This is a genomic window from Variovorax sp. FW305-3-2-15-B-LB1, from assembly GCF_058787635.1.
The window spans coordinates 1-23489 of record NZ_JBYSZY010000033.1; the positions used below are offsets into that span (position 1 = coordinate 1).

Consider the following 23489-nt stretch of genomic DNA (forward strand, 5'->3'; position numbering starts at 1 on the left):
GACCATCAGGGCGCGATGGGGTTGCCGGGCGTGCCTGCTTCGCCGGCCACGACCGCTGTTTTCGCAGCGGGGGGGCGGTAGGACACGCGGGCCGCCGGCACGGGTGCGGCGGCGATCGGTGGCGATGGCGACATGGGCCGCGTGACGCCGGCCTTGGTGACGCTGACAGGCGCGGTGGCCGTTGCCGAAGCAGGCACCACCACGCCAGGCGTCGCCTGCCCAGGCGCTGCGGGCGCCGTCTCGTACGGGTTGTGCAGCACCACGCTCTTGCCGACGCCTACGCCGGTACCGATCGGGCCGACACCCACGCCCACACCGACGCTGGCCGAGCCGGTGACTGCGCCGTTGTCGTGCAGCGCCACGCCCGCGCCGAGCGGGCCCCAGCCGGTGTTCAGGCCGACGGAGAAGTTGCCGTCCTTCGTGGCACCGAGCCCGAGCGAGAGCCCGGGCACCAGCGGAATGCCGATGTGATAGTGCGAACAGCCGCCCACCAGAAGCAACAGCAGCAGCGCCGAGGTGGCAGCCGCTGCGCGACGAACGATGCGCGGCCGGGCGTTCACACCAGCAGCGCGTTGACGCGCCTCACGTAGGCAGCCGGGTCGGCCGGCAGGCCGCCTTCGGCCAGCAGGGCCTGGTCGAACAGGATGTTCGCGAGGTCGTCGAAATGCGCGGAGCCTTCGAGCTTCTTCACCAGCGGGTGCTCGGCGTTGACCTCGAGCACGGGCTTGAGGTCGGGCGCGGGCTGGCCGGCCTGCTTGAGCATGCGCGCGAGCTGCGTGCTCATGCCGCCGTCTTCCACCACGAGGCAGGCGGGCGAGTCGACCAGGCGCGTGGTCACGCGCACGTCTTCGGCCTTGTCCTTGAGCGCTTCCTTCAGCTTCTCGAGCAGCGGCTTGAACGACTCGGCGGCTTCCTCGGCGGCCTTTTTCTCGGCCTCGTCCTGCAGCTTGCCCAGGTCGACCGCGCCCTTGGCCACGCTCTGCAGCGGCGTGCCGTCGAACTCGTTGAGGTAGTTCAGCGCCCACTCGTCGACGCGGTCGGTCATGAGCAGCACCTCGATGCCCTTCTTCTTGAAGACTTCGAGCTGCGGGCTGTTCTTGGCGGCGGCGAGGTTGTCGGCCGTGATGTAGTAGATCGCGTCCTGGCCTTCCTTCATGCGCGCCTTGTAGTCGGCGAAGCTCACGCTCGCGACGTCGCTCGTGGTGGAGGCAAAACGCAGCAGCTTGGCGATGCGGTCGCGGTTGCCCATGTCCTCGCCCAGGCCTTCCTTCAGCACCGCGCCGAACTCGGCGTAGAACTTGGCGAACTTGCCCGATTCGTCGGCGTACTCGGCGGCGGCTTCGGCGGCGGGGGTGGTGTTCTTGTCGACCACATCGGTCACGCCTTCGGTCGGCTCGGGGGCGGGCACCGATTCGCCCGAGCCCACGTCGACCTTGCCCTCGCCGCTCTCGGGCGCGGTCTTCTGCTTCTTGGCCAGGTCTTCGAGCATCGACAGCACGCGCTTGGTGCTGCCTTCGCGGATGGCCTTCACGTCGCGGCTTTCCTGCAGCAGCTCGCGGCTCACGTTGAGCGGCAGGTCGGCCGAGTCGATCACGCCCTTCACGAAACGCAGGTAGTTGGGCAACAGCGCCTCGGCGTCGTCCATGATGAAGACGCGCTTGACGTACAGCTTGACGCCCGCGCTCTTGTCGCGGTTCCACAGGTCGAACGGGGCCTTGGACGGGATGTACAAGAGCTGCGTGTACTCGGTGCTGCCTTCGACGCGGTTGTGGCTCCAGGCCAGCGGCGCTTCGAAGTCGTGGCTGATGCTCTTGTAGAACTCTTCGTACTGCTCGGCGGTGATGTCCTTCTTGGGGCGGCTCCACAGGGCGTTGGCCTTGTTCACCGTTTCCCACTCGCCGGTCTTCACCATGTCGCCGGGCTGGTCGTTCTCGCCGTCTTTCCACTCTTCCTTTTCCATCAGGATGGGCAGGGAGATGTGGTCGGAGTACTTGCCGACGATCTGCTTGAGCTTCCAGGCGTTGAGGTATTCGTCGGCGTCGTCGCGCAGGTGCAGCGTGATGCTGGTGCCGCGCGCGGCGCGCGTGATGTCGGCCACTTCGAAGTCGCCGGCGCCGCCGCTCACCCAGCGCACGCCCTGGTCGGCGGGCAGGCCCGCGCGGCGTGACTCGACCGTGATCTTGTCGGCCACGATGAAGCCCGAATAGAAGCCCACGCCGAACTGGCCGATGAGCTGCGCGTCGGCCTTCTGGTCGCCGCTCAGGCGGCTCATGAAGTCTTTGGTACCACTCTTGGCGATGGTGCCCAGGTTGTCGATGGCTTCCTGGCGCGACAGGCCGATGCCCTTGTCGGTGATGGTGAGGGTGCGCGCGGCCTTGTCGAAGGTCAGGCGCACGTCCAGGTCGGGCTGGTCTTCGTACAGCGCGGGGTGGTCGAGCGCCTCGAAGCGCAGCTTGTCGCACGCGTCGGACGCGTTCGAGATCAGCTCGCGCAGGAAGATTTCCTTGTTGGAGTACAGCGCATGCGTGACGAGGTGCAGCAGTTGCGCGACTTCAGCCTGGAACGGGAGTTTGGTATTGGAGGAATCAGCCATGGGAAAGAAAGGGATCGAAGCCAAAAAATTCTAAGGCGAGCCGCCCGTGGCGGGCGGCGGCCTTGCCAACTTTATGAACTGGGGTTGTCGCGCCAAAAAACAACGAGCGCAAGGCCGCGCGAACTTTGTCACACGGGTGTCGGCTCAGCGCCGCGCTTTCAGCGCGGTTGGGATTCGACTTCGCGCGTCCAGCGGTCGATGAGCCGCTTGCGCTCGGCCGCCTTGCCGTACTTCTCGAAGTCGTACTTGATGAGCTTCACGCTCTCCATCGACGGAATGCGCGGATCGGGCTTGAAGGTCTTGTTGGCCGGCGACTGCAGGCTGCCGGCCTTGGCGCCGATGGACTGGCCCGCGGGGCTCATGAGCCAGTCGTAGTAGCGCTTGGCGTTCTCCTTGTTGCGCGCGCCCTTCACGAGCGCGATGCCGCCGATCTCGAAGCCCGTGCCTTCGCAGGGCGCGGCGGTCTTCACCGGAAATTTGTCGTGCCGCCAGCGCTCGAAGCCGAAGATGAAGCTCACGCCGATCGCCACCTCGCCCTTGGCCACGTTGGGCGCCTGCGCCTGGCCGCTGCGCGTGTAGCTGGTAACGTTTTTATGCAGCTTCTTCAGGTAGTCGAACGCGGGCTCCTCGCCCATCTGCTGCACCAGGCCCGCGATGACGGTGTAGGCCGTGCCGCTGGTGGCGGGGTGCGAGATTTCGATCTCGCCCTTGTACTCGGGCTTGATGAGGTCGGCCCAGCACTTCGGCTCGGCGAGCTTCTTTTTCTTCAGCAGCTCGGTGTTGAAGCCGAAGCCCATCGCGCTCGTGTAGAAGCCGCCCACCATGTTCTGCGACATGGCGTACTGGCGCACCGACCAGTCGTGCAGGTCGTTGATGTAGGCCGGGCGGTAGGGCTCGAGCAGGCCCTGCTCGGCGGCCTGCAGGAAGGGGTCGCCGGTGCCGCCCCACCAGAGGTCGGTCTTGGGGTTGGCGGCTTCGGCGCGCAGCTGCGCGCCGATTTCGCCGGTGCCCTTGTGGGCCTGCTGCACCTTGATGCCGGTCTCGCGCGTGAAGGCCGTGGCGGCCGCCTCGCACCAGCCCGCGTCGGTGCTGCACAGCGCGTTGACGGTGCCTTGCGCGGCGGCCTGCGACGCCCCGAGCAGGAGCGCCGTGCCCAGGCAGGCGGTGGCCAAGGCACTCATGGTGTGTAGCGGGGCGAATGAAGGCATGGGCGGGTCTCCTCGTTGTTCGACGTTGTATGAAGGCGCAGGATAGCGCCGGCGTGAGTGCTTGAGGTCAGCGGGCCGCCAGCAGCGGCGGCAGGTGCGCCACCAGCCAGTCGATCACCACGCGCGTCTTCAGCGGCAGGTAGCGGCTCGGCGTGCGGATCACGTGCAGCGGAAAACCGAAAGGCTCGGGCTCGTCGAACACGCGCACCAGCGTGCCGGCCGCGAGCGCGTCGGCCGCCAGCCAGGCCGGCAACCGCGCCAGGCCCATGCCGCCGATGGCGGCCTCCAGCAGCACCTCGGCGCTGTCGCAGCGCAACCGCGAGGGCAGCGCGGCCTCGACCATCGCGTCGCCTTCGCGAAAGCGCCAGGGCGAGACCTGCCCGTCGCGGGCGTAGTACACGGCCTCGTGCGGCGCGACCAGTGCCGCAACGTCGCGCGGATGGCCGCGCTCGGCCAGGTACGCGGGCGCGGCGCACAGCAGCATCCACTGCACGCCGACCGGCCGCGCCACGAGGCCGGCGCTGTCGTCGAGTTCGCCGCTGCGGATGGCCAGGTCGAGCCCCTCTTCCACGAGGTCGACGCGCCGGTCGTTGAAGGCCAGCTCCAGCGACAGCTGCGGATGCTGGCGCGCCAATGCGAGCAGCAGCGGCCCGACCTTGAGCCGCCCCAGCATCGCCGGCATGCTCAGGCGCACGAGGCCGGTGGCCGTGTGGCGCGCGGCGTCGGTGAGCGCCTCGGCCGCCTCCAGCTCGGCCAGCGCGCGGCGGCAGCGCTCGTAGTAGCCGTGCCCTTCCTCGGTGAGGCTCTGGCTGCGCGTGGTGCGCAAGAAAAGGCGCGTGTCCAGCCGCGCCTCGAGCCGCGCGATGCTCTTGGCGACGGCCGAACGGGTGACGTGCAGGCGCTGCGCGGCGAGCGCGAAGCTGCCCGCCTCCACCGCCGCGACGAACTCTTCGATGCCTTGCAGGCGTTGGCTCATTGGATACTTTCAAGCACCATTCTTCGGAAAATTATCCACCACCGGATCGTTTTCATCTTCAATAGCATCGAGGCCGATCTTTTCCGATGGAGCCTTTTCCGATGCAAGAACCCGACGTGCTGCGCCGCTGGCAGCTTCCCCGACTGGGCCGCGCCCACCTCGAACACACCGAGGCCCCGATGCCCTCGCCGGGCCCGGGCCAGATCCTCGTGCGCGTGGGCGCGGTGGCGCTCAACTACCGCGACCTGCTCATGGTGCGCGACGGCATGGGCATGGCGCTCGACCTGCCCTTCACGCCCGGCTCGGACATGGCGGGCACCGTGGTGGCCGTGGGCCCCGGCGTGCGCCGCTTTGCCGTGGGCGACCGCGTGATCAACACCTTCTGGGGCGGCTGGACCGACAGCCACTGGCATGCCGACACCACGCTGCTCGGCGGCCCCGGGCCGGGCATGCTGGCCTCGCACGTGTGCATCGATGCGAACTGGGCCGTGACCGCGCCCGCCACGCTGAGCCTCGAAGAAGCCAGCACGCTGCCCTGCGCCGGCCTCACGGCGTGGTTCGCGCTGGTGGAAACCGGCGCCCTGCGCGCGGGCGAGACGGTGCTGGTCCACGGCACCGGCGGCGTCGCGCTGTTCGGCCTGCAGCTCGCGCGACTGCATGGCGCGCAGGCCATCGTGGTGACGGGCAGCGCCGACAAGCAGGCCGCGGCACGCGCGCTCGGCGCCACGCACGTGCTGGCGCGCGACAGCGCCTGGCCCGCCGAGGTGCGCCGGCTCACGCACGGGCGCGGTGCCGACCACGTGCTCGAACTCTCCAGCGGCCCCGACCTCGACCGCTCGCTGCAGGCGGTGAAGCAGGGCGGGCGCGTGTCGATCATCGGCATGCTCGGCGGCGACACGCTGAGCGCGTCGTTCTACGCGATGGTGCTCGGCCGCGTGACGGTGCAGGGCATCGGCGTCGGCCATCGTCGTGCGCTCGAAGAGCTGGTGCGCGCGGTCGATGCGAATGCTTTGAAGCCGGTGATCGCCGCGCGCTACAGCTTCGATGCGCTGCCCGCCGCGCTCGACCATCTGGAACGCGGCGCGTTCGGCAAGGTCGTCGTGACGATGGCATGACGACGATGTGACGCGGCCCCGCCCTCGCCCGACCATTTGCAAATGCTGCAGGGCACAAATCCACAGCATTCGTGAACAGTTGCCGCTAAGCGCGCCGGTTTGCTCGACGCCTCCAATTCCCGTTCCTAGAATGCGGCCCGCGTTCGGCTCCCGCCGTGCGTGCTTTCTCAACTTCAGGATGGAGCGTTATGGAACACAGTACCTACAAAAAGTGGTCTGCAGAATTCATTGGTACTTTCTGGCTCACGCTCGGAGGCTGCGGAAGCGCAGTTCTGGCGGCGGCCTTTCCGGGCGTCGGCATCGGCCTGCTCGGCGTCTCGCTGGCCTTCGGTCTGACGGTGGTCACCGGCGCCTACGCGCTCGGTCCGATCTCGGGCGGCCACTTCAATCCGGCCGTGTCGATCGGCCTCGCCGCCGCGGGCCGCTTCAAGGCCGGGCAGCTGCCGGGCTACATCGTGTCGCAGGTGCTGGGCGCCATCGCGGCGGCCGGCGTGCTGTACCTGATCGCCACCGGCAAGCCGGGCGCGGACATCGGCGGCTTTGCCACCAACGGCTACGGCGAGCACTCGCCCGGCAAGTACGGCATGACGGCCGCACTCATCAGCGAAGTGGTGATGACCGCCGTGTTCCTGATCGTGATCCTGGGTGCCACCGCCAAGCGCGCGGCGGCCGGCTTCGCGGGCATGGCCATCGGCCTGTGCCTGACGCTGATCCACCTGGTGTCGATCCCCGTGACCAACACCTCGGTGAACCCGGCGCGCAGCACCGGCCCGGCGCTGTTCGGCCCGTCGTATGCGGTGTCGGAGCTGTGGCTGTTCTGGGTCGCCCCGATCGTGGGCGCGATCATCGGCGCGGTGATCTACCGCGCACTGCTCAGCAGCAACGACGACTGAGCTTGCAGGTCCCTGGCAGCGGAATCAGCTTCCGCTGCCCGACTTCACCATCGGCAGTGAAGTCGATTGCCCGATGGGCTCGGTGCCCGTCGGGTGCGACGCCGCATAGGCGCCGGCCTGGATGTCGGACACCGGGGTCATCCCACTGATCGCCGGCGCCGACGTCGACTGCCCAATGGGCTCCGTGCCGCTCGGACGTGCCGCCGCCATCGCGCCGGCCTGCACCTCCGGGTTCTCCGGCGAATTCAACTGCAGCGGGTGGAAGTCCGAACCGTCGGTGGTTTCGGCGGAGGCGTTGACCGTGCCCAGGGCCGCGAGCGCGGCGAAGGAAGCAACGGCAAGAAGCTGGAACGAAGTGCGCATGGTGTGTTCTCCTGAGGGCAGGTTGTCTCCGGTCCGGTGCCGTCGCGCGGACCGCGCGCAGCAGGACCTGCAGCCACTCTAGGCAGCCTGACTGAGGCCAGCGTGAGCGAAGAATGAGCCGGGAGTGAGCACCACGACGGCTACATCGACTGCATCGGCAGCATCACCCGCGCCCTCAGCCCCGGCCCGTCGTCCCGGTTGCGCAGCTCGATGCGCAGGCCATGCCGCTCCGCCGCCGTGCGCGCAATCGCCAGGCCCAACCCGCTGCCGCCCGCCGCCGCGCCCGGCACGCGAAAGAAACGATCGAACACGCGCTCCAGTTCAGTCGGCGGAATGCCCGGCCCGTTGTCGAGCACGTCGACCACCGCCTGCCCGTCGACACGGTGCAGCCGCACATCGACCACGCCGCCTTCGGGCGCGTAGCGCAGCGCGTTGTCGATCAGGTTGTCGAACACGCTGCGCAGCTCGGCCGCAGGCGCATGCACCACGGCGGCGGTAAGGCCTTCGAAGCCCACGTCGATGCGCCGTGCGTCAGCCAGCACCATGCGCTGGCCCAGGCTCTCGCGCAGCAGCGCCTCGATGTCGACCCGCTCGCCCGGCGCATCCGAGGGCGGCGCGTCCTGCCGCGACAGCTGCAGCAGCTGCTCGATGAGGTGCTGCGCGCGCGTCACGCCGGCCTCCAGCTGGTTGAAGCGCTCGGTGGCCTCGCCGGCCGGCACGTGCGCGCGCAGGTTCTCGATCTGCAGGCCGATGGCGGCCATCGGCGTGCGCAGCTCGTGCGCCGCGTCCTGCACGAAGCGCCGCTGCGTGGCGAAGGCACTGCGCACGCGCGACAGCAGGTGGTTGAAGGCGCCCACCAGCGGCGTGATCTCGTCGGGCACGCGCGCCAGCGACAGCTCGGTGGGGCGGCGCTCGTCCTGCGAGGCCACGTCGCGCGCCACGCCGCGCAGCGAGCGCGAGGCGGCCGACACGATGAGCCACAGCACCAGCAGCGCCGCCGGCAGCAGCAGCGCGATCGGCAGGCCTTCGAGCAGGGCGCGGCGCAGCGCGCGGCGATGGCGATAGTCCTCGTTTTGCAGCACCTGCACGCGCGGCGCGTCGGCATGCGGCGCGGGCTCGGCCGTGAACACGCGCCAGCGCGAATGCGCGGGCCCTTCGGCGCGCACGTCGCTGAAGCCGCTGCCGGGTTGCAGCGGCACCGACAGCGCGGGCCACGAGCTCGCGCGCAAGGTGGCGCCGTCGGCGCTCCACAGCTGCACCACGAAGGCGCCGCGCGAGAAGGCCGCTTCGCCGTCCATCGCGCGCGGGGTCTTGGGCGGGTCGTTGCCCGCGTACGACTCGGCCACCAGCCGCATCTGGTCGTCGAGTGCGTTGTGCACGAGGTTGCCGTAGGCCAGGAAAGAGAACCATGCCGTGAGCACCGCCGCCACCACATGCAGCGTGACCAGCCACAGCAGCAGCTGGGTGCGCAGCGAACGCGGGCGCCACCAGCGGCTGATGGCACCGGTCATGCCGCCACTCGCCAGCCCAGCCCGCGCACGTTGCGGATCGCATCGGCGCCGAGCTTGCGGCGCATGCCGTGGATCAGCACGTCGATGGCGTTGCTGGTCACTTCGTCGCCCCAGCCGTAGATGCGGTTCTCGAGCTGCTCGCGCGAGAGGATGGCGCCGGGCCGCTCCAGCAGCGCATGCAGCAGCGCGAACTCGCGCGCGGTGAGCGCCTCGCGCACGCCGTTGACCGCCACCTCGCGCGTCGTGAGGTCCAGCTGCAGCGCGGCGGTGCCGATCAGCGAATGCGCGGCGCCGTCGCGGCGGCGCACCACGGCGCGCATGCGCGCGAGCAGCTCGCGGAACTCGAAGGGCTTGAGCAGGTAGTCGTCGGCGCCGAGGTCCAGGCTGTGGATGCGGTCGTCCAGCCCGTCGCGCGCGGTGAGCACCAGCACGGGCGTGGCGTCGCCGCGTTCGCGCGCGCGGCGCAGCACCTCGGTGCCGTCCTGGCGGGGCAGGCCCAGGTCGAGCAGCACGCAGGTGTAGCCGCCGTCGCCGAGCGCGCTGTGCGCCAGCTCGCCGTCGCGTACCCAGTCGGCCGACCAGCCCGCGCCCTCGAGCGCCTGCTTCAGGCTGCGCCCGATCATTTCGTCGTCTTCCACCAGCAGCACGCGCATCGCGGCGACTCCTTTGCGCGCAAGGTAGCACGCGACCGGGATGATCGTCAGGGGCCCTGCGCCTCGGCGCAGCGTAGGCGCGAAGACTTAGGCGGGGCTTAGGACGCGGACGGCGTGCCGCTCGCCGCCTGCATCCTCTGCGTCCGTGGCAAAGGCCAGCAGGCGCAGCGCCTCTTCCTCCACGCCGCGCCGGTCGGCTGCGGACCAGCGCGTGAAGGGCTCCAGCACCACGGTGGCCGTGCGCGTCGCGCGCTCGATCTTCCAGGTGCCCGCCACGAAACCGTCGAGCAGCACCGTGCCGCGCACGATGCCGTTGATGGTGAACACGCGGGCGCGGTGCGCCTCGTCGAGCACGCGGCGGCGGTCGGCGTGCGAGAGCAGCAGGTTGTCCCACTCGGCGACCAGGCGCGGCGGCGCGGGCGTGTCGGGGTCGGGGCGCGGCGCGCGCGGCAGGTCGAAGAGCTCCTGGCCCTCGTCGCCGGTGAACACGCGCAGCTGCGGCCTCAATCGATCGGCCACGGCCTTCCAGCCCGTGAGGCCCGACCACGCGCCGGCATCGGCCAGCGTCGCGGGGCCGAAGGCGGCGAGGTAGCGCAGCAGCAGGTCGTCCTGCGTGGCGGTGGCGATCTCGGCAGTGGCATCGCCCAGCCAATCACCGAGCGGCTGCAGCAGCGCGTTCTGGTGCGAGTTCCAGCTGCCTGCGGGCGGCAGGTGGACCAGCGGCACGTTGTTGCGGATGAGTGCGGCGAGCGAGGCCGGTGCGTGGTCTTTCCAGCGCGCGGCCAAAGCCTGGCCGAGGGCGGTGCCGGTGAGCGGCCCGTCGCCGAGCAGCGCGCGGCTCGCCTTCACCACGGCCGCGCGGTCGACGCCTTCGAGGGCCCGCGCATGCAGGCCCGACAGGCCGCGCTGGTGCACGGGCTCGAGCAGCGGCCGCCAGGCCCACGCGTCCGGGGCGGTCATCAGGTGCAAGGTGGCGCGCAGCGTCGACATGCGCACGATGCGGCGGTTCTTCAGCGCGTCGGTCAGCTGCGCGCGGTGAAAGCCTTCGAGCCGGCTCCACAGGCCGATGTAGGGCGGGTTGGGCGCCTGCGCCTGGAGGCCCGCCAGCTTCTCGATGGCCTGCACGACGCTCGCCTTGCGCCGCGCCAGCAGCATCTGCCGCGCCAGCGTGGCCCGGTTCAGCGCGCGACGGCTCAGCACCGCGGCCATGGGCGGGTCGTCAGAATTTTTCGTGCGGCGCCAGGTAGCGCCACTGGCCCACCGGCAGGTTGCCCAGCATCACCTTGCCGATGCGCACGCGCTTCAGCCCCACCACCTTGAGGCCGACCAGCTCGCACATGCGGCGGATCTGGCGTTTCTTGCCTTCGGTGAGCACGAAGCGCAGTTGCTCGGGGTTCTGCCACTCGACGCGCGCCGGCTTGAGCGCCTGGCCGTCCAGGCTCAGGCCGTGCCGCAGCCGGGCCAGCATGGCGGGCGGAAACACCGCCTGCACGTTGGTGGTGACCGGGTCGTCGTCGTCCAGGCGCACCAGCTGGCCGGTGGGCGCGGGCTGGTCCAGGCCGTGGTAGGCCACGCGCACGAGGTATTCCTTGTCCATCGTCGAGTCTTCGCCGATGAGCTGGCGCGCGATGCGGCCGTCCTGCGTCATCACGAGCAGGCCGGTGGAGTCGATGTCCAGCCGCCCGCACGGCGCCAGGCCGCGCAGCTGCTGCGGGCCGAAGAAGAAGCGCGCGTTGTCTTCCGACCAGCGGTTCTGCGGCGTGAACAGCGTGACCGCCGGCTCGTGGCCGTCCTCGGCCTGCCCGCTCACGTAGCCGATGGGCTTGTTGATGAGGATCGTGACCTGGTTCGCCTGCTGCCCCTTGGCGGCCTTGTCGACCTCGATGCGGTCGTTGGGCGTGACCTTCACGCCCATCTCGGCGGGCTTGCCGTTGACGCGCACCCAGCCCTGCGCGATCCAGTCGTCCGCCTCGCGGCGCGAGCACAGGCCGAGTTCGGCCATGCGTTTGTTGAGGCGGATCGGGGCGGGAGCGGTGTCGGTCATGGGAGCAATGGTTGCGGCTGGCGGGTGGCGATGCACAGCCCGCGGGACGGGGCGTCCCGTGACATTTTCGCCGATGGCGGGCGCCGCGCCATGCCCGGGGCCGATGTGTCGCAATGCGTGGCGATAATGCGCGCCAATCGGCACGCCGCCGGCACCCCTACTGCATGACCCACCTCCTGATCCTCAGTGTGAGCGCCGGCAACGGCCATGTGCGCGCCGCCCAGGCGCTCGAAGCCACCCTCGCCCAGTCGTTCGCACCGCACACCGCGGTGCACGTCGACGCCATGGCCCATGTGCCGGCGGGCTTTCGCAAGGTGTACACCGACTGGTACCTGCAGCTGGTGAACCGCGCGCCCGAGCTGTGGTCGTACCTGCACCAGCGCACCGACGTCACGCCGCACCACGCGCCCTCGCAGCGGCTGCGCCGCGGCATCGAGCGCCTGAGCACCGGGGCGCTGGTGCGCGAGATCCGCCGCGCCAAGCCCGACGCCGTGATCTGCACCCACTTCCTGCCGGCCGAGCTGCTGATGCGCGAGCGCAACCGGGGCCGCATCGAATGCCCCGTGTGGCTGCAGATCACCGACTACGACCTGCACAACATGTGGCTGGTGCCGGGCATGACGGGCTACCTCGCGGCCACGGAAGAAGTCGCCTTCCGGCTGCGCGCGCGTGGCATTCCCCCCGAGCGCGTGCATGTCACGGGCATTCCGGTGATGCCGGCCTTTTCCGAGCCCGATGCGCCCGAACTCGCGCACGCGGCCTGCGTGAGTGCGCTGGGCCTGGACCCCACACGGCCGGTGCTGCTGATGGCGTCGGGCGGTGCCGGTGTGGGCGATCTGCCCAGCATGGTCGAGCGCGTGCTCGCGCTCGGCGGCGACACGCCGTTCCAGGTGATCGCCGTGGCCGGCCGCAACGCCGAGGCCCACGCACGGCTGGAAGCGCTGTCGCAGCGCCATCCGGGCCGCGTGGTGGCCGTCGGCTTCACGAACGAGATGCACAAGATGATGGCCGCGGCCGACCTGGTCGTGACCAAGCCCGGCGGCCTCACGGTGTCGGAGTGCCTGGCGCTGGGCAAGCCGATGCTGCTGATCTCGCCGATTCCGGGGCAGGAAGAGCACAACGCCGGTTTCCTCATGGAAGAAAGCGCCGCCTGGCTGGCCTACGACGCCATCGGCCTGGACTACAAGGTGGCGCGCCTCATGGCCGACCCCGCCAAGCTCGCGGCCATGGCCGCGCGCAGCCGCGCGCTGGGCAAGCCGCAGGCCGCGCGCGCGGTGCTGCAGCGCGTGCTGGGCCTCGGCGCATGAGCGGCGCAGCCGTGGAGCCGCGGCCCGGCATCGGCCGCACGCTGGTCTACCTCGCGTGGGTCGTGACGATGGCGTTCTTCTTCGCCAACGCCGAGATCCAGATCGAAGGCGGCGCTGGCTGGGCCACCTCGCTGCCCACGTGGCGCATCGAGAACAACATCTGGCTCGACCTGTTCTGGGGCGGGCGCGCGATGACGGGGTACCACGCCTGGGTGTTCACCTTCATGATGCTGGTGTTCTTCTCGCCGCTGGCCTTCCAGGGGCGCTGGACGCTGCGCGACTGGGGGCTGGCGCTCGCGGGGCTGATCGTGTTCTGGGTCTGCGAAGACTTCCTGTGGTTCCTCATCAACCCGGCCTTCGGCTTCGAGAACTTCAACCCTGTGAAGGCCTTCTGGCACAAGCACTGGCTGTGGGGCGCGCCGGTCGACTACTGGGGCGGGCTCGCGGTGGCGCTGCTGATCCTGGTGCGTCGCCACTGGCCGCGCCGCGCACGATGACCCAAAAAGCCGCCGACCTGCGCCCCGACCACTGGGCTGATCCGCTCGACGCCCTGCAGGTCGAGAACCTGCACCGCGTCACGCCCACGCTGTACCGCAGCGCGCAGCCGCGGCGCGCCAACGTGGCGGCGCTGCAGTCGCTGGGCATCCGCACCGTCGTGAGCCTGCGTTCCTTCAACGACGACCGGAAGGTGTTTGCGGGCAGCGGCATCCGGCTGGTGCGCGTGCCGATCAACACCTGGTCGATCGACGACGCCAAGGTGCTGCGCGCGCTGGTCGCGATGCGCGAGGCCGAAAAGCAGGGGCCGGTGCTCATCCACTGCATGCACGGCGCCGACCGCACGGGCGTGGTGGCGGCCGTCTACCGCATGGCCGTGCAGGACTGGGACAAGGACAGCGCGCGCCAGGAGATGCTGCGCGGCGGCTATGGGTACCACACGCTGTGGCGCAACATCCCGCGCTACATCGAGCGGCTCGATCCGCTGCGGATGCACCATGCGCTGGCCCATGCCCCGGTGATCCCCATGGTGTCTTGAAGGCGCCAGCAGGCGCGCGCACCCGCTCCTATACTGGCCGCCCCGTGGCCGATGGCCATCTCCGAACGACCTTTCACAGGGGCTTTCCCATGGCACTCCAACTGCGCTCCCTCGTCCGTTCCAACGGCGAACTCGAACTCTCCCTGCACGACGACCCGGTGCCCGAACCGCAGGCCCACGAGGTGGTGATCCGCGTCGAGGCCTCGCCGATGAACCCGTCGGACCTGGGCCTGCTCTTCGGCGCCGCCGACATGAGCACCGCCGTGGCCTCCGGCACCGCCGATCGCCCCGTCGTCACCGCCACGGTGCCTGAACGCGCGCGCGCCTCGATGGCGGCGCGGCTCGACCAGTCGATGCCGGTGGGCAACGAGGGTGCGGGCGTGGTGGTCAAGGCCGGTTCGTCGCCGGCTGCGCAGGCGCTGCTGGGCAAGACCGTGGCGGCCATCGGCGGCGCGATGTACTCGCAGTACCGCGCGGTGCCCGTGGCGATGTGCCTCGAGCTGCCGGCGGGCACCACGCCGGCCGAGGGCGCATCGTGCTTCGTGAACCCGCTGACCTCGCTGGGCATGGTCGAGACCATGAAGCGCGAAGGCCACAAGGCGCTGGTGCACACCGCAGCCGCCTCCAACCTGGGCCAGATGCTCAACAAGATCTGCCAGAAGGACGGCATCGACCTCGTCAACATCGTGCGCAAGCCCGAGCAGGAAGCGCTGCTGCGCGGCATCGGCGCGAAGTACGTCTGCAACGCCAGCTCGCCGGACTTCCTCGAACAGCTGACCGACGCGCTGGTCGCCACCGGCGCCACGCTGGCCTTCGACGCCACGGGCGGCGGCAAGCTGGCCGGCCAGATCCTCGGCTGCATGGAAGCGGCGCTGAACCGCACGGCCAAGGAATACAGCCGCTACGGCTCGACCACGCACAAGCAGGTCTACATCTACGGCGGCCTGGACCGCAGCCCGACCGAGTTCGTGCGCAACTTCGGCATGGCCTGGGGCATGGGCGGCTGGCTGCTGTTCCCGTTCCTGCAGAAGCTGGGCGATGAAGGCACGCAGCGGCTGCGTTCGCGCGTGATCGCGGAACTGAAGACGACGTTTGCCAGCCACTACACGCGGGAGGTGTCGCTGGTCGAGGCGCTGCAACTCGACGCGATCGGGGTGTATGGGAAGCAGGCGACGGGGGAGAAATTCCTGCTGAATCCGAACAAGGGGCTGGCGGGCTGACACCTGCCTGGGCGCAAGACCAGCGGCCCGGCCCGCAACCCGGCGTTCGACTCGATTCAGCCGGCGCGGCCCCTCACCTCGGCCGCGAATTGCGGCTGCGGGGCCCCTGCCATGCGTCGGGGTCTTGCGCGAAGCTTTGAACAATCATCGTCGACAGCTCTTTTTGCACCGCGCGCAAGTCGACCGTCGATTCTTTCAGCAGCGCCTGCAGCATCACGCCACGCAGCGCCCCCAGCACGATGACGGCCGCCGTGGCGGGATCGACGCCCTTTCGCATTTCGCCTGCAGCGATGGCGGCCCGGAAGTGCAACGCCAGAAAGTCGATCACGCTCTGGTTGTAGCGCCCCAGGCTTTCGCCGGTTTCGGAATCGTCGGTGGTGGCCTCGGCCATCAGCACCAGCAAGGCGCGGGTGTTGGTCCATCCGCCATCGGCGCGCCCCAGGTACACGTCCACGAAGGAAAGCAACGATGCCATGCCCTCGTCAGCCGGAGGGCTGCGCTCGAGCTCGTGCATGAAGTTCTGGTTGATGTAGGCAGCCAGCGCACGCAGCAGCGCAGGCTTGCTTCCGAAATGATGCGCCGCCAGGCCCCGGCTGTAGCCGGCCGCCTCGCCCACTTCGGCCAGCGTCATCCCGACCCACCCCTTGCGCGACACGATCTCGCGGGCCGCTTCCAGCAGGCGTGCCTCAGCGGCTGCGCGGCGCTCCATCTGCGTTCGGCGAGGGAGCGTGGTGTTCGGCGATTTGGCGGCAGTCCTCATGGGCCCGAAGTCTAACGACGCGATGCGGCATCCTTCACCACGCCGGCGCTGAGCAGCCGATCGATCCGGTCGCCGGCATAGCCCAGTTCCCCGAGGATCTCGTTCGAGTGCTGCCCGAGCAGCGGCGCACCGCTGCGGATCTGCGCCGGCGTGGCGCCGAACAGTGTGGCCGGCCGCGTGGTCCGCAGGGCGCCTTCCGAGGGATGGTCCATCGGCTGGAACATGCCGACCGCTTTCAGGTGCGGGTGCTCGGGCAGGTCGTCGATGCGCCAGATCTGCGTGGCGGGAATGTCGAGTTCTTCGCAGATCGCGACCCACTCGGCGGTGCTGCGCGTCGGTGTCAGGCTGTGGAGCTCGCGATAGAGCTCGCGAACGCTCGCGTTGAGCTTGTGCCGGTCCGACAGGTCGTAGGCACCCGCCAGGTCTTCCCGTCCCACGCGGCGGAACAGCGCGAGCCACTGCTGCGGGCTGTACGGCAGCATGGCGATGTAGCCGTCCGACGTCGGTGCCGGCTTGCGCCCGCCGCTCACCACGCGCCCATAGCCCGCGGGTGCGGTCGGTGGATCGAAGGCGAGCCCGCCCATGTGCTCCACCATGGTGAACTCGACCATCGTCTCGAGCATGGGCACTTCGACGTACTGGCCGGTTCCGGTGCGCTCGCGATGGAACAGCGCCGCAAGCACCGCATTGACGACCACGATGCCGGTGGTCTTGTCGGCCATCAGCGTGGGCACGTAGTCGGCCGTTCCCGTGGACTGCCACATCAGCCCCGCGACACCGCTGGCGGCCTGAATGATGTCGTCGAACGCCGGCTTGGCACGGTCCGGGCCGTCCTGGCCGAAGCCGGTGGCCGCGCAGTAGACGATGTCGGGGCGTACCGCCCGCAGCGCGTCGTAGCCCAGGCCCAGGCGTTCGATGGCGGGAACGCGCATGTTGTGCACGAAGACATCGGCGTCCGCGGCGAGTTCGAGCAGGATCTTCCGGCCTTCGGCGCTCTTGAGGTCGACCGCCAGGGAGCGCTTGTTGCGATTGATGGCCAGGAAGATCGAACTCATGCCGGCGTGGCGCGACACACCGTTGGCGCGCATCAGATCGCCTTCGATCGGCTCGACCTTGATGACGTCGGCGCCATAGTCGCCCAGGATCTGCGTGGCAACGGGTCCGAGCACGACCGAGGTCAGGTCGAGCACGCGAACGCCCTTGAGCGGTCCGCTCGCCGCTGGTGTCGTGGGGGGCCGTTTTTCCATGAAGGTTCTCTGCTGATGTGGTGAAGGTCATCCTATCAACTTGCTTGTCGATCAACAAGTAACTTCATAGAATCCGGCCTCCACCACAGGAGACACGTTCATGAACCCTTTGTCGAAGATGCTGCGCGCCGCGGCGTTCACGGCCGCGCTGGCATCCGCCGCGGCACCGTTCGCGCAGGCCCAGCCACAACAGGCCGCCGCGACCTATCCGTCCAAGCCGATCCATTTCGTCGTGCCTTTTCCGCCCGGCTCCGGCACCGACGTCGGCGCACGCTTCTTCGCACGAAAGCTGGGCGAGCTGGCAGGACAGCCGGTGATCGTCGAGAACCGCGCGGGCGCCAACGGCTTCATCGCCGTGAAGGCCGTGACCTCCGCGCCTGCCGACGGCTACACCCTGCTGATGGGCAGCAACTCGACGCTGGCCACCAACGTGGCGCTGTTCAAGCAACTGCCGTACGACCCGGTGAAGGACCTGGCCCCGGTCTCGACGCTCATGCGCTCGCCCATCGTGCTCATCGTGCCGGCCAACTCGCCCTACAAGACACTCAAGGACCTGATCGATGCGGCGCGCGCCAAGCCCGGGCAGCGCACCTATGCATCGGGGTCGGCCGCCTACCAGCTCATGGGCGAACTGTTCGCCGACAAGGCCGGCATCCAGCTGCTCAACGTGCCCTACAAGGGCGCGCCCGATGCAGTCAACGCCACGCTCTCCGGGCAGACCGATCTGGGCTTTTCCGACATCACCGCCACCATGGAGTTGTTGCGCGGCGGCAAGATCCGCGCACTCGCCATTGCGGCCGACCAGCGCCTTGCCGGCCTGCCCGATGTGCCCACCGCGCAGGAACAGGGCATCGGTGGCTTCAGCGCCGACACGTGGACGGGCGTCGCCGTGGCGGCCAACACGCCGAAGCCGGTGGTCGACAAGCTGTCGGACATGTTCGTGAAGATCCTCGCCATGCCCGAGACGCGAGAGTTCTACGCCAAGCAGAACGTGATCACGATGAAAGGCGGCCAGGACGAGCTGCGCGACTTCCAGCGCGAACAGATCGCCGTCTGGAAGCGCATCGCGGCAGCCGCAAAGATTGAACTCCAATGACCGATTCGCCCTCCATTTCCCAAAGCCGCGACGCCCATGTCGTCACGCTGACCCTGCGGCGCGGCCCTCACAACTTTGTCGATGCCGGCACGATGCGCGACCTGGCCGACCGCCTGGCCGCACTCGACGACGATGCAGGCTGCCGCGCCATCGTGCTCGCGGCCGAAGGCACGTCGTTCTGTGCCGGCGCCGACTTCTCGGGCGTTCCCTCGGGCGGCCAGGCCGTCGACCCCGCCGACTTCTACACCCATGCCATGCGGCTCTTCGAGGCTCGAAAGCCGTTGGTCGCAGCGGTGCAAGGCGCGGCGGTGGGCGCAGGCGTCGGGCTTGCGCTGGTGGCCGACTTTCGCGTGAGCTGTGCGCAGGCGCGGTTCAGCGTCAACTTCAACCGGCTGGGCTTTCACCCCGGCTTCGGTCTGAGCCACACATTGCCTCGCCTGATCGGCATGCAGCGGGCCTCGATGTTGTTCTACACGGGCCGCCGCATCGACGGCACCGAAGCGCTGGCCATCGGCCTGGTCGACGAGCTGGTGACGGCCGACGAGGTGCTGGCCCGCGCCCAGGCGCTCGCCCAGGAGATCGCCGGGTCGGCGCCGCTCGCGGTCCAGAGCACGCGCGCCACCTTGCGCGCCGGCTGCGCGCAGGACGTGCGCGCAATCAACCAACGGGAGCTGGCCGAGCAACAGGTGCAATTCCTGAGCGAAGACTTCCGTGAAGGCGTCAAGGCCATGGCCGAACGCCGCACGCCGCGCTTCACCGGTCGCTGAGCGGCCACTCGATCAGCTTTGCACAGACAACGACGGAGTACCTGAATGAATTTCGAACTCGACCCCGAACACCAGACGCTCAAGGAGCTTGTCGCCAGCTTCGTGCGCGAAGACCTGCTGCCGCTGGAACCGGCCCTGCTGAAACGGGAGGCCGCCGGTGAACCCTGGGAGCTCTCGGCCGATGAGCACGCGCGGCTGGACACCGTGTCGAAGGCCCGCGGCCTGTGGGGCCTCGATGCGCCCGCCGAAATGGAGGGCCTCGACCTCCCGGTGGTGGCGATGGTCGGGGTGAACGAAGAATTCGGAAAGACCATCACGCCCTACGAGCTGCCCCCCGACTCGCCCAATCTGCGGATGCTGCTGACCGCCGCCAACGACGCGCAGCGCGCCGCCTACCTGGCCCCTTACGCACGCGGAGAGACGGTTTCGGCCATCGCCATTTCGGAGCCCGGCGCGGGCGCCGACCCTTCGGCCATGTCGACGCGCGCCGTGCGCGACGGCGACGACTGGGTTCTCAATGGCCGCAAGATCTGGATCAGCCGCGCCGCGCGCGCGGACTGGACCATCGTCATGGCCGTCACGGACAAGACCAAGCCGGGCCGTCCGGGCATCTCGGCGTTCATCGTCGATCGCCAGACCCCGGGCTTTCGCGTCGAGCGTCGCATCCCCATGATCGGCGGCGTCTCGACCTACGAGGTGCTGCTCGAAGACTGTCGCGTGCCGCATGCACGCCTGCTCGGCCAGGAAGGCCAGGGGTTCGCGCCGATGCAGGCGCGCCTGTCGAGCCGGCGCCTGCAGATGGCCGCGTGGTGCGTCGGCCGCGCCCAGCGCGCGCTCGACATGATGTGCGAGTACGCACCGCAGCGCAGCACCTTCGGCGCCTCGCTCGCCGAACGCCAGACGGTGCAATGGTGGATTGCCGACGCGGCCACGCGCATTCACGCCTGTCGACTCATGACCTACGAAGCAGCCGCGCGCATCGATCGTGGCGACGAGGCGCGCAGCCAGGTCTCCATGGTCAAGGTGTTCGCCACCGAGATGGCGGGGAAAGTGATCGACCACGCGATGCAGATGTTCGGCGCCATGGGCATGACCAAGGAAATGCCACTGCATCAGATGGCCAACGAAGCGCGCCTGATGCGGATCTACGAAGGTCCGAGCGAAGTGCACCGCTGGGTGGTTGCACGCGAGCTGCTCGGCCTGAAGCGCTGACGGGAGGCCGGCACTCGCCGGCCATGCCTAGACGACGAGTCGGTACCCCACCGCCGTCTCCGTCAACAGATGCTTCGGCTGCGCCGGATCGGCCTCCAGCTTCTGCCGCAGATGCCCCATGTAGATGCGCAGGTAGTGGCTCTGGTCCGTGTGCGACGGGCCCCACACCTCGCGCAGCAGCTGCCGCTGCGTCAGCACGCGGCCGGCGTTGGCCACCAGCACGGAGAGCAGGCGGTACTCGGTCGGCGTGAGGTGCACCTCGGCGCCTGCACGGCGCACGATGCGTGCGGCGCGGTCCAGTTCGATCTCGCCGAAGCGGAACACGGCCTCGGCGGCCGGCTCGTCGCCGTTGCCGCCCGCGGCGCGTGGCCGGCGCAGGTTGGCGCGCACGCGGGCGAGCAGTTCGCCGGTGCCGAAGGGCTTGGTGAGGTAGTCGTCGGCGCCGGCGTCGAGCGCGGCGATCTTGTCGGCTTCGTCGGTGCGGGCCGAGAGCACGATGATCGGCACCTGCGACCAGCCGCGCACATCGCGGATCAGCGACACGCCGTCACCGTCGGGCAGGCCCAGGTCGAGCACCAGCAGGTCGGGTTGCCGCGTGCCGGCTGCCGCCAGGCCGTCGCGCAGGGTGCCGGCCTCGTGCACCTGCCAGCCTTCGGCCTCGAGCGCGCCGCGCACGAAGCGGCGGATCTGCGGCTCGTCTTCGATCACGATGGCGGTGGGGGATGGCATGACGGGTTTCAGAGCTGGGCTTCAGCGGGTTCGGGTGGCTCGCGGCGCGGCAAGGTGACGGTGAATTCTGCACCGCCGTCGCGCGCATTCGCCGCGCTGATCTCGCCGCCGTGCGCGCTCACCACGGCGCGGCAGATGGCCAGGCCGAGGCCGACGCCGGGCGTGGCGGATTCGGCCTCGCCGCGCGTGAACTTGTCGAACAGGGTCTGCTCGCGGCCGTGCAGCGCGGCGGGCAGGCCGGGGCCGTGATCGCGCACGGTGAGCACCAGCGTGCCGGCCTCCGCGCGCGCACCCACCTCGATGGGTGCGGCGCCGTACTTGGCGGCGTTCTCCAGCAGGTTGACGAGCACGCGCTCGATGAGCACGGCGTCGAACTCGACCAGCGGCAGCTCGGGGTCCCACGCGGTCTGCACGGTCATGCCGCGCAGCGCGGGGCGGGCGGCGCGGATGGCGGCGCCCACCACCTCTTCGACCGACTGCCAGTCGCGCCGCAGGTTGACCGCGCCGCCGGCCACGCCGCTTTCGAGGCGCGCCATGTCGAGCAGGTTGCTGACCAGCGCATGCAGCGCATGGGCCTGCGCGACGATGGCGCGCGCGGCCTCGCCGTGTTCTTCCGGCGGCAGGGTCTGCAGCGACTCGGCCAGCGCGATGAGCGCGGTGAGCGGCGTGCGCACGTCGTGCGAAATGGCGCCGAGCAGCGCGTTGCGCAGGCGCTCCGATTCCATCTCGACCACGGCGCGCTGCGCGACTTCGACGTAGTGCACGCGCTCCAGCGCGATGGCTATCTGGCGCGCGAGCGTGTCCAGCTGCTGCGCCTGCTCGGGAATCAGCAGCCAGCGCGGGCGGGCCGGGCACAGCGCGAGCACGCCGCGCACGCGCATGGGCGCGCGCAGCGGCACGTAGTGCCAGGGCTGGGCGGCGAGTGTGGCGGTGGCGAGGCCGGCGGGCTGGCCGTGGCGGAAGGCCCAGTCGGCCACCTGCGCGTCGAAGCCGGGCGGCGGGTCGGCGGGGGGCACGAGCTGGTCGGCCGCGTCGGTGACCAGCACGCGCGCATGGCCGCCGAAATGGGCCTGCACGGCGGCAGCGCCGAGCGCGACGACCTGGGTGCTTTCGAGCGCGGCCGAGAGTTCGCGCGTGAGCTCGAACAGCGAACGCGCGCGGCGCTCGCGGCTGGTCGACACGCCGGCCGCGAAGCGCAGCCCGGCCGTGAGCTGGCCCACCAGCAGGCCCACGCCGAGCATCACGGCAAAGGTCAGCAGGTACTGCACGTCGCTGACCGCGAAGGACAGGCGCGGCGCGACGAAGAAGTAGTCGAAGGCCGCCACGTTGAGCATCGCGGCCAGCGCCGAAGGCCCGCGCCCGAAGCGCATCGCCACGCCCACCACGCCGAGCAGGAACAGCATGACGATGTTGGACAGCTCCAGCACGCCCGTCAGCGGCGTGCACAACAGCGTGAGCGCGATGCTGGTGGCCGCGGCCCAGGCGTAGCCGGGCCAGCGCGACTGCGCGCGCTCATCGTCGTCGTCGGCCTGCGTGGCGACCAGCGTCGCCTGCGACAGGCGGCGCGCGCTGTCGGCGCGGCCCACTTCGAGGATGTCGAGCGCTGGCGCCCGCTGCGCCAGCGCGCGCGCCAGCGGCACCGCGGACGCACCCCACCAGCGCCGCCAGCCGCGCACGGGCTCCGCGCGCCCGATGACCAGCGTCGCGCAGTTCAGGCGCCGCGCCTGCTCGGACAGTTGTTCGGCCACGTCGGCGCCGGTGAGCACCGCCGTGGCCGCACCCAGTTCCTCGGCCAGCTTGAGCACGGCGAGGATGCGATCACGCTGCGCGGCATCCAGGCGCTGCAGCCGCGGCGTCTCGACGTACGCGGCATGCCAGCGCACGTTGAGCTGGCCCGCAAGCCGCGCGGCCGTGCGCACCGTCTGCGCCGCGCCCTCGTGCGGGCCGACACAGGCCAGGATCGCGCCCGAGGTGTTCCAGGCCTGCAGCGCGGCGCCGCCCTGCCCGTTGCCGCCGGGGCCCGACTGTTCGACACGCCAGCCGCGCACGTCGTCTTCGACGTGCTCGGCGGTGCGGCGCAGGGCGATCTCGCGCAGCGCGATCAGGTTGCCCTTGCGAAAGAAGTTCTGTGCGGCGCGCTCGGCCTGTTGCGGCAGGTAGACCTTGCCGGCCGCGAGCCGCGCCGTGAGTTCGTCGGGCGTGACGTCGACCAGCACCACCTCGTCGGCCTCGTCGAGCACGGTGTCGGGCACGGTCTCGTGCACGCGCACGCCGGTGATGGCGCCGACGGTGCCGTTGAGGCTCTCCAGGTGCTGCACGTTGAGTGCCGACCACACCTCGATGCCGGCGGCCAGCAGCTCCTGCACGTCCTGCCAGCGCTTGGCGTGGCGCGAGCCGGGTGCGTTGGTGTGGGCCAGTTCGTCGACCAGCAGCACGGCGGGCTTGCGCGCCAGGGCGGCATCGAGGTCGAACTCCGCGAGCGTGCGGCCCCGGTAGGGCACCTCGCGCAGCGGCAGCGTGTCGAGCCCCGCGAGCAGCGCGGCGGTCTCGCTGCGGCCGTGGGTTTCGACCACGCCGATGAGCACGTCGCGCCCGGCCTCGCGCTCGCGCCGGGCGGCGCTGAGCATGGCCCAGGTCTTGCCCACGCCCGCGCTGGCACCGAAGTAGATGCGCAGCTTGCCGCGCAGCGCGCGCGCCTCGTCGCTGCGCAGTTGCGCGAGCAGGGCGTCGGGGTCGGGGCGGGTCTCGGACATGGGGGCTCA

General features: G+C 70.0%; 22 protein-coding genes. 9 read left to right on the forward strand and 13 right to left on the reverse strand.

Translation table 11 applies throughout. From position 1 onward, the window contains the following. Window positions 1-5: 5 nt before the first annotated feature. From AC3WQR_RS19800 to AC3WQR_RS19815, 4 genes are all read right to left on the reverse strand, one after another. Entirely contained in the window at window positions 6-560 is a 555-nt protein-coding gene (locus tag AC3WQR_RS19800; RefSeq protein WP_492743226.1) for a hypothetical protein, read from the reverse strand. After that, entirely contained in the window at window positions 557-2593 is a 2037-nt protein-coding gene (gene htpG / locus AC3WQR_RS19805; RefSeq protein ID WP_062480665.1) for a molecular chaperone HtpG, read from the reverse strand. Before htpG ends, AC3WQR_RS19800 begins: the two co-directional genes overlap by 4 nt. Before the next feature lie 158 nt (window positions 2594-2751). Next, window positions 2752-3774: an ABC transporter substrate-binding protein gene (locus AC3WQR_RS19810; protein ID WP_492743264.1), complete on the reverse strand. Its 1023-nt coding sequence runs from the start codon at window positions 3772-3774 to the stop codon at window positions 2752-2754. 94 nt (window positions 3775-3868) lie between these two features. Continuing rightward, window positions 3869-4777 (reverse strand): LysR substrate-binding domain-containing protein, encoded by a 909-nt coding sequence (locus tag AC3WQR_RS19815; RefSeq protein ID WP_492743227.1) that lies wholly within the window; start codon window positions 4775-4777, stop codon window positions 3869-3871. Between the two features lie 101 nt (window positions 4778-4878). On the opposite strand from AC3WQR_RS19815, the gene AC3WQR_RS19820 reads away from it, so the two are divergent. Together AC3WQR_RS19820 and aqpZ are read left to right on the forward strand one after the other, a co-directional pair. Next, window positions 4879-5892, forward strand: coding sequence for a zinc-dependent alcohol dehydrogenase family protein (locus tag AC3WQR_RS19820; RefSeq protein ID WP_492743228.1), 1014 nt, complete (start codon window positions 4879-4881; stop codon window positions 5890-5892). Between the two features lie 188 nt (window positions 5893-6080). Next, entirely contained in the window at window positions 6081-6785 is a 705-nt protein-coding gene (gene aqpZ / locus AC3WQR_RS19825; protein ID WP_095747097.1) for an aquaporin Z, read from the forward strand. A 24-nt stretch (window positions 6786-6809) separates the two neighbouring features. On the opposite strand, the gene AC3WQR_RS19830 is transcribed toward aqpZ, so the two are convergent. The 5 genes from AC3WQR_RS19830 to AC3WQR_RS19850 all read right to left on the reverse strand — a co-directional run bounded on the left by AC3WQR_RS19830 (window position 6810) and on the right by AC3WQR_RS19850 (window position 11356). Next, window positions 6810-7148, reverse strand: a complete 339-nt coding sequence (locus AC3WQR_RS19830; RefSeq protein ID WP_492743229.1) for a hypothetical protein — start codon at window positions 7146-7148, stop codon at window positions 6810-6812. Between the two features lie 140 nt (window positions 7149-7288). Next, on the reverse strand, window positions 7289-8659 hold the full coding sequence (locus AC3WQR_RS19835; RefSeq protein ID WP_492743230.1) for a sensor histidine kinase: 1371 nt from the start codon (window positions 8657-8659) through the stop codon (window positions 7289-7291). After that, on the reverse strand, window positions 8656-9312 hold the full coding sequence (locus tag AC3WQR_RS19840; RefSeq protein ID WP_062480678.1) for a response regulator: 657 nt from the start codon (window positions 9310-9312) through the stop codon (window positions 8656-8658). The genes AC3WQR_RS19835 and AC3WQR_RS19840 overlap by 4 nt, the downstream gene beginning before the upstream one ends. An 87-nt stretch (window positions 9313-9399) precedes the next feature. After that, window positions 9400-10521, reverse strand: coding sequence for a winged helix DNA-binding domain-containing protein (locus AC3WQR_RS19845; protein ID WP_492743231.1), 1122 nt, complete (start codon window positions 10519-10521; stop codon window positions 9400-9402). Window positions 10522-10531: 10 nt separating this feature from the next. Further along, on the reverse strand, window positions 10532-11356 hold the full coding sequence (locus AC3WQR_RS19850) for a pseudouridine synthase (RefSeq protein ID WP_159274784.1): 825 nt from the start codon (window positions 11354-11356) through the stop codon (window positions 10532-10534). Between the two features lie 164 nt (window positions 11357-11520). Between AC3WQR_RS19850 and AC3WQR_RS19855 the strand changes: the two genes are divergently transcribed. From AC3WQR_RS19855 to AC3WQR_RS19870, 4 genes are all read left to right on the forward strand, one after another. Next, window positions 11521-12663: an MGDG synthase family glycosyltransferase gene (locus tag AC3WQR_RS19855; protein WP_492743232.1), complete on the forward strand. Its 1143-nt coding sequence runs from the start codon at window positions 11521-11523 to the stop codon at window positions 12661-12663. Beyond that, complete coding sequence (locus AC3WQR_RS19860; RefSeq protein WP_062480692.1) at window positions 12660-13160, forward strand: hypothetical protein; 501 nt, start codon at window positions 12660-12662, stop codon at window positions 13158-13160. The genes AC3WQR_RS19855 and AC3WQR_RS19860 overlap by 4 nt, the downstream gene beginning before the upstream one ends. Further along, entirely contained in the window at window positions 13157-13696 is a 540-nt protein-coding gene (locus tag AC3WQR_RS19865) for a dual specificity protein phosphatase family protein (RefSeq protein WP_492743233.1), read from the forward strand. The genes AC3WQR_RS19860 and AC3WQR_RS19865 overlap by 4 nt, the downstream gene beginning before the upstream one ends. Window positions 13697-13785: 89 nt before the next feature. Next, a complete protein-coding gene (locus AC3WQR_RS19870; RefSeq protein ID WP_492743234.1) occupies window positions 13786-14916 on the forward strand; it encodes a zinc-binding dehydrogenase in 1131 nt (376 codons plus the stop codon). A 73-nt stretch (window positions 14917-14989) separates the two neighbouring features. On the opposite strand, the gene AC3WQR_RS19875 is transcribed toward AC3WQR_RS19870, so the two are convergent. Both AC3WQR_RS19875 and AC3WQR_RS19880 read right to left on the reverse strand, forming a co-directional pair. Next, on the reverse strand, window positions 14990-15676 hold the full coding sequence (locus AC3WQR_RS19875; RefSeq protein ID WP_070063030.1) for a TetR/AcrR family transcriptional regulator: 687 nt from the start codon (window positions 15674-15676) through the stop codon (window positions 14990-14992). 11 nt (window positions 15677-15687) lie between these two features. Next, window positions 15688-16923 carry a CaiB/BaiF CoA transferase family protein gene (locus AC3WQR_RS19880; protein ID WP_492743235.1) on the reverse strand — a complete coding sequence of 412 codons (1236 nt, stop codon included), beginning with the start codon at window positions 16921-16923 and terminating at the stop codon, window positions 15688-15690. A gap of 100 nt (window positions 16924-17023) precedes the next feature. On the opposite strand from AC3WQR_RS19880, the gene AC3WQR_RS19885 reads away from it, so the two are divergent. Genes AC3WQR_RS19885 through AC3WQR_RS19895 form a run of 3 tightly spaced genes read left to right on the forward strand, consistent with a single transcriptional unit; the run spans window position 17024 to window position 19998 of the window. After that, complete coding sequence (locus tag AC3WQR_RS19885; protein ID WP_492743236.1) at window positions 17024-18019, forward strand: Bug family tripartite tricarboxylate transporter substrate binding protein; 996 nt, start codon at window positions 17024-17026, stop codon at window positions 18017-18019. Continuing rightward, the gene (locus AC3WQR_RS19890; protein ID WP_492743237.1) at window positions 18016-18786 is read left to right on the forward strand and encodes an enoyl-CoA hydratase/isomerase family protein; all 771 of its coding nucleotides are present in this window, start codon (window positions 18016-18018) and stop codon (window positions 18784-18786) included. The genes AC3WQR_RS19885 and AC3WQR_RS19890 overlap by 4 nt, the downstream gene beginning before the upstream one ends. Before the next feature lie 45 nt (window positions 18787-18831). Continuing rightward, a complete protein-coding gene (locus AC3WQR_RS19895; protein ID WP_492743238.1) occupies window positions 18832-19998 on the forward strand; it encodes an acyl-CoA dehydrogenase family protein in 1167 nt (388 codons plus the stop codon). A 27-nt stretch (window positions 19999-20025) separates the two neighbouring features. Here AC3WQR_RS19895 and kdpE read toward each other — a convergent pair whose 3' ends face one another. Beyond that, window positions 20026-20727 (reverse strand): two-component system response regulator KdpE, encoded by a 702-nt coding sequence (gene kdpE / locus AC3WQR_RS19900; RefSeq protein ID WP_062480698.1) that lies wholly within the window; start codon window positions 20725-20727, stop codon window positions 20026-20028. Window positions 20728-20735: 8 nt separating this feature from the next. Beyond that, entirely contained in the window at window positions 20736-23480 is a 2745-nt protein-coding gene (locus tag AC3WQR_RS19905) for a DUF4118 domain-containing protein (RefSeq protein ID WP_492743239.1), read from the reverse strand. Window positions 23481-23489 lie beyond the last annotated feature (9 nt).

Coding starts and splice junctions, on each gene's coding strand:
- htpG (WP_062480665.1), bottom strand. CDS start 2,593: ATGGCTGATTCCTCCAATACCAAACTCCCGTTCCAGGCTGAAGTCGCG.
- AC3WQR_RS19810 (WP_492743264.1), bottom strand. CDS start 3,774: ATGAGTGCCTTGGCCACCGCCTGCCTGGGCACGGCGCTCCTGCTCGGG.
- AC3WQR_RS19815 (WP_492743227.1), bottom strand. CDS start 4,777: ATGAGCCAACGCCTGCAAGGCATCGAAGAGTTCGTCGCGGCGGTGGAG.
- AC3WQR_RS19820 (WP_492743228.1), top strand. CDS start 4,879: ATGCAAGAACCCGACGTGCTGCGCCGCTGGCAGCTTCCCCGACTGGGC.
- aqpZ (WP_095747097.1), top strand. CDS start 6,081: ATGGAACACAGTACCTACAAAAAGTGGTCTGCAGAATTCATTGGTACT.
- AC3WQR_RS19830 (WP_492743229.1), bottom strand. CDS start 7,148: ATGCGCACTTCGTTCCAGCTTCTTGCCGTTGCTTCCTTCGCCGCGCTC.
- AC3WQR_RS19835 (WP_492743230.1), bottom strand. CDS start 8,659: ATGACCGGTGCCATCAGCCGCTGGTGGCGCCCGCGTTCGCTGCGCACC.
- AC3WQR_RS19840 (WP_062480678.1), bottom strand. CDS start 9,312: ATGCGCGTGCTGCTGGTGGAAGACGACGAAATGATCGGGCGCAGCCTG.
- AC3WQR_RS19845 (WP_492743231.1), bottom strand. CDS start 10,521: ATGGCCGCGGTGCTGAGCCGTCGCGCGCTGAACCGGGCCACGCTGGCG.
- AC3WQR_RS19850 (WP_159274784.1), bottom strand. CDS start 11,356: ATGACCGACACCGCTCCCGCCCCGATCCGCCTCAACAAACGCATGGCC.
- AC3WQR_RS19855 (WP_492743232.1), top strand. CDS start 11,521: ATGACCCACCTCCTGATCCTCAGTGTGAGCGCCGGCAACGGCCATGTG.
- AC3WQR_RS19860 (WP_062480692.1), top strand. CDS start 12,660: ATGAGCGGCGCAGCCGTGGAGCCGCGGCCCGGCATCGGCCGCACGCTG.
- AC3WQR_RS19865 (WP_492743233.1), top strand. CDS start 13,157: ATGACCCAAAAAGCCGCCGACCTGCGCCCCGACCACTGGGCTGATCCG.
- AC3WQR_RS19870 (WP_492743234.1), top strand. CDS start 13,786: ATGGCACTCCAACTGCGCTCCCTCGTCCGTTCCAACGGCGAACTCGAA.
- AC3WQR_RS19875 (WP_070063030.1), bottom strand. CDS start 15,676: ATGAGGACTGCCGCCAAATCGCCGAACACCACGCTCCCTCGCCGAACG.
- AC3WQR_RS19880 (WP_492743235.1), bottom strand. CDS start 16,923: ATGGAAAAACGGCCCCCCACGACACCAGCGGCGAGCGGACCGCTCAAG.
- AC3WQR_RS19885 (WP_492743236.1), top strand. CDS start 17,024: ATGAACCCTTTGTCGAAGATGCTGCGCGCCGCGGCGTTCACGGCCGCG.
- AC3WQR_RS19890 (WP_492743237.1), top strand. CDS start 18,016: ATGACCGATTCGCCCTCCATTTCCCAAAGCCGCGACGCCCATGTCGTC.
- AC3WQR_RS19895 (WP_492743238.1), top strand. CDS start 18,832: ATGAATTTCGAACTCGACCCCGAACACCAGACGCTCAAGGAGCTTGTC.
- kdpE (WP_062480698.1), bottom strand. CDS start 20,727: ATGCCATCCCCCACCGCCATCGTGATCGAAGACGAGCCGCAGATCCGC.
- AC3WQR_RS19905 (WP_492743239.1), bottom strand. CDS start 23,480: ATGTCCGAGACCCGCCCCGACCCCGACGCCCTGCTCGCGCAACTGCGC.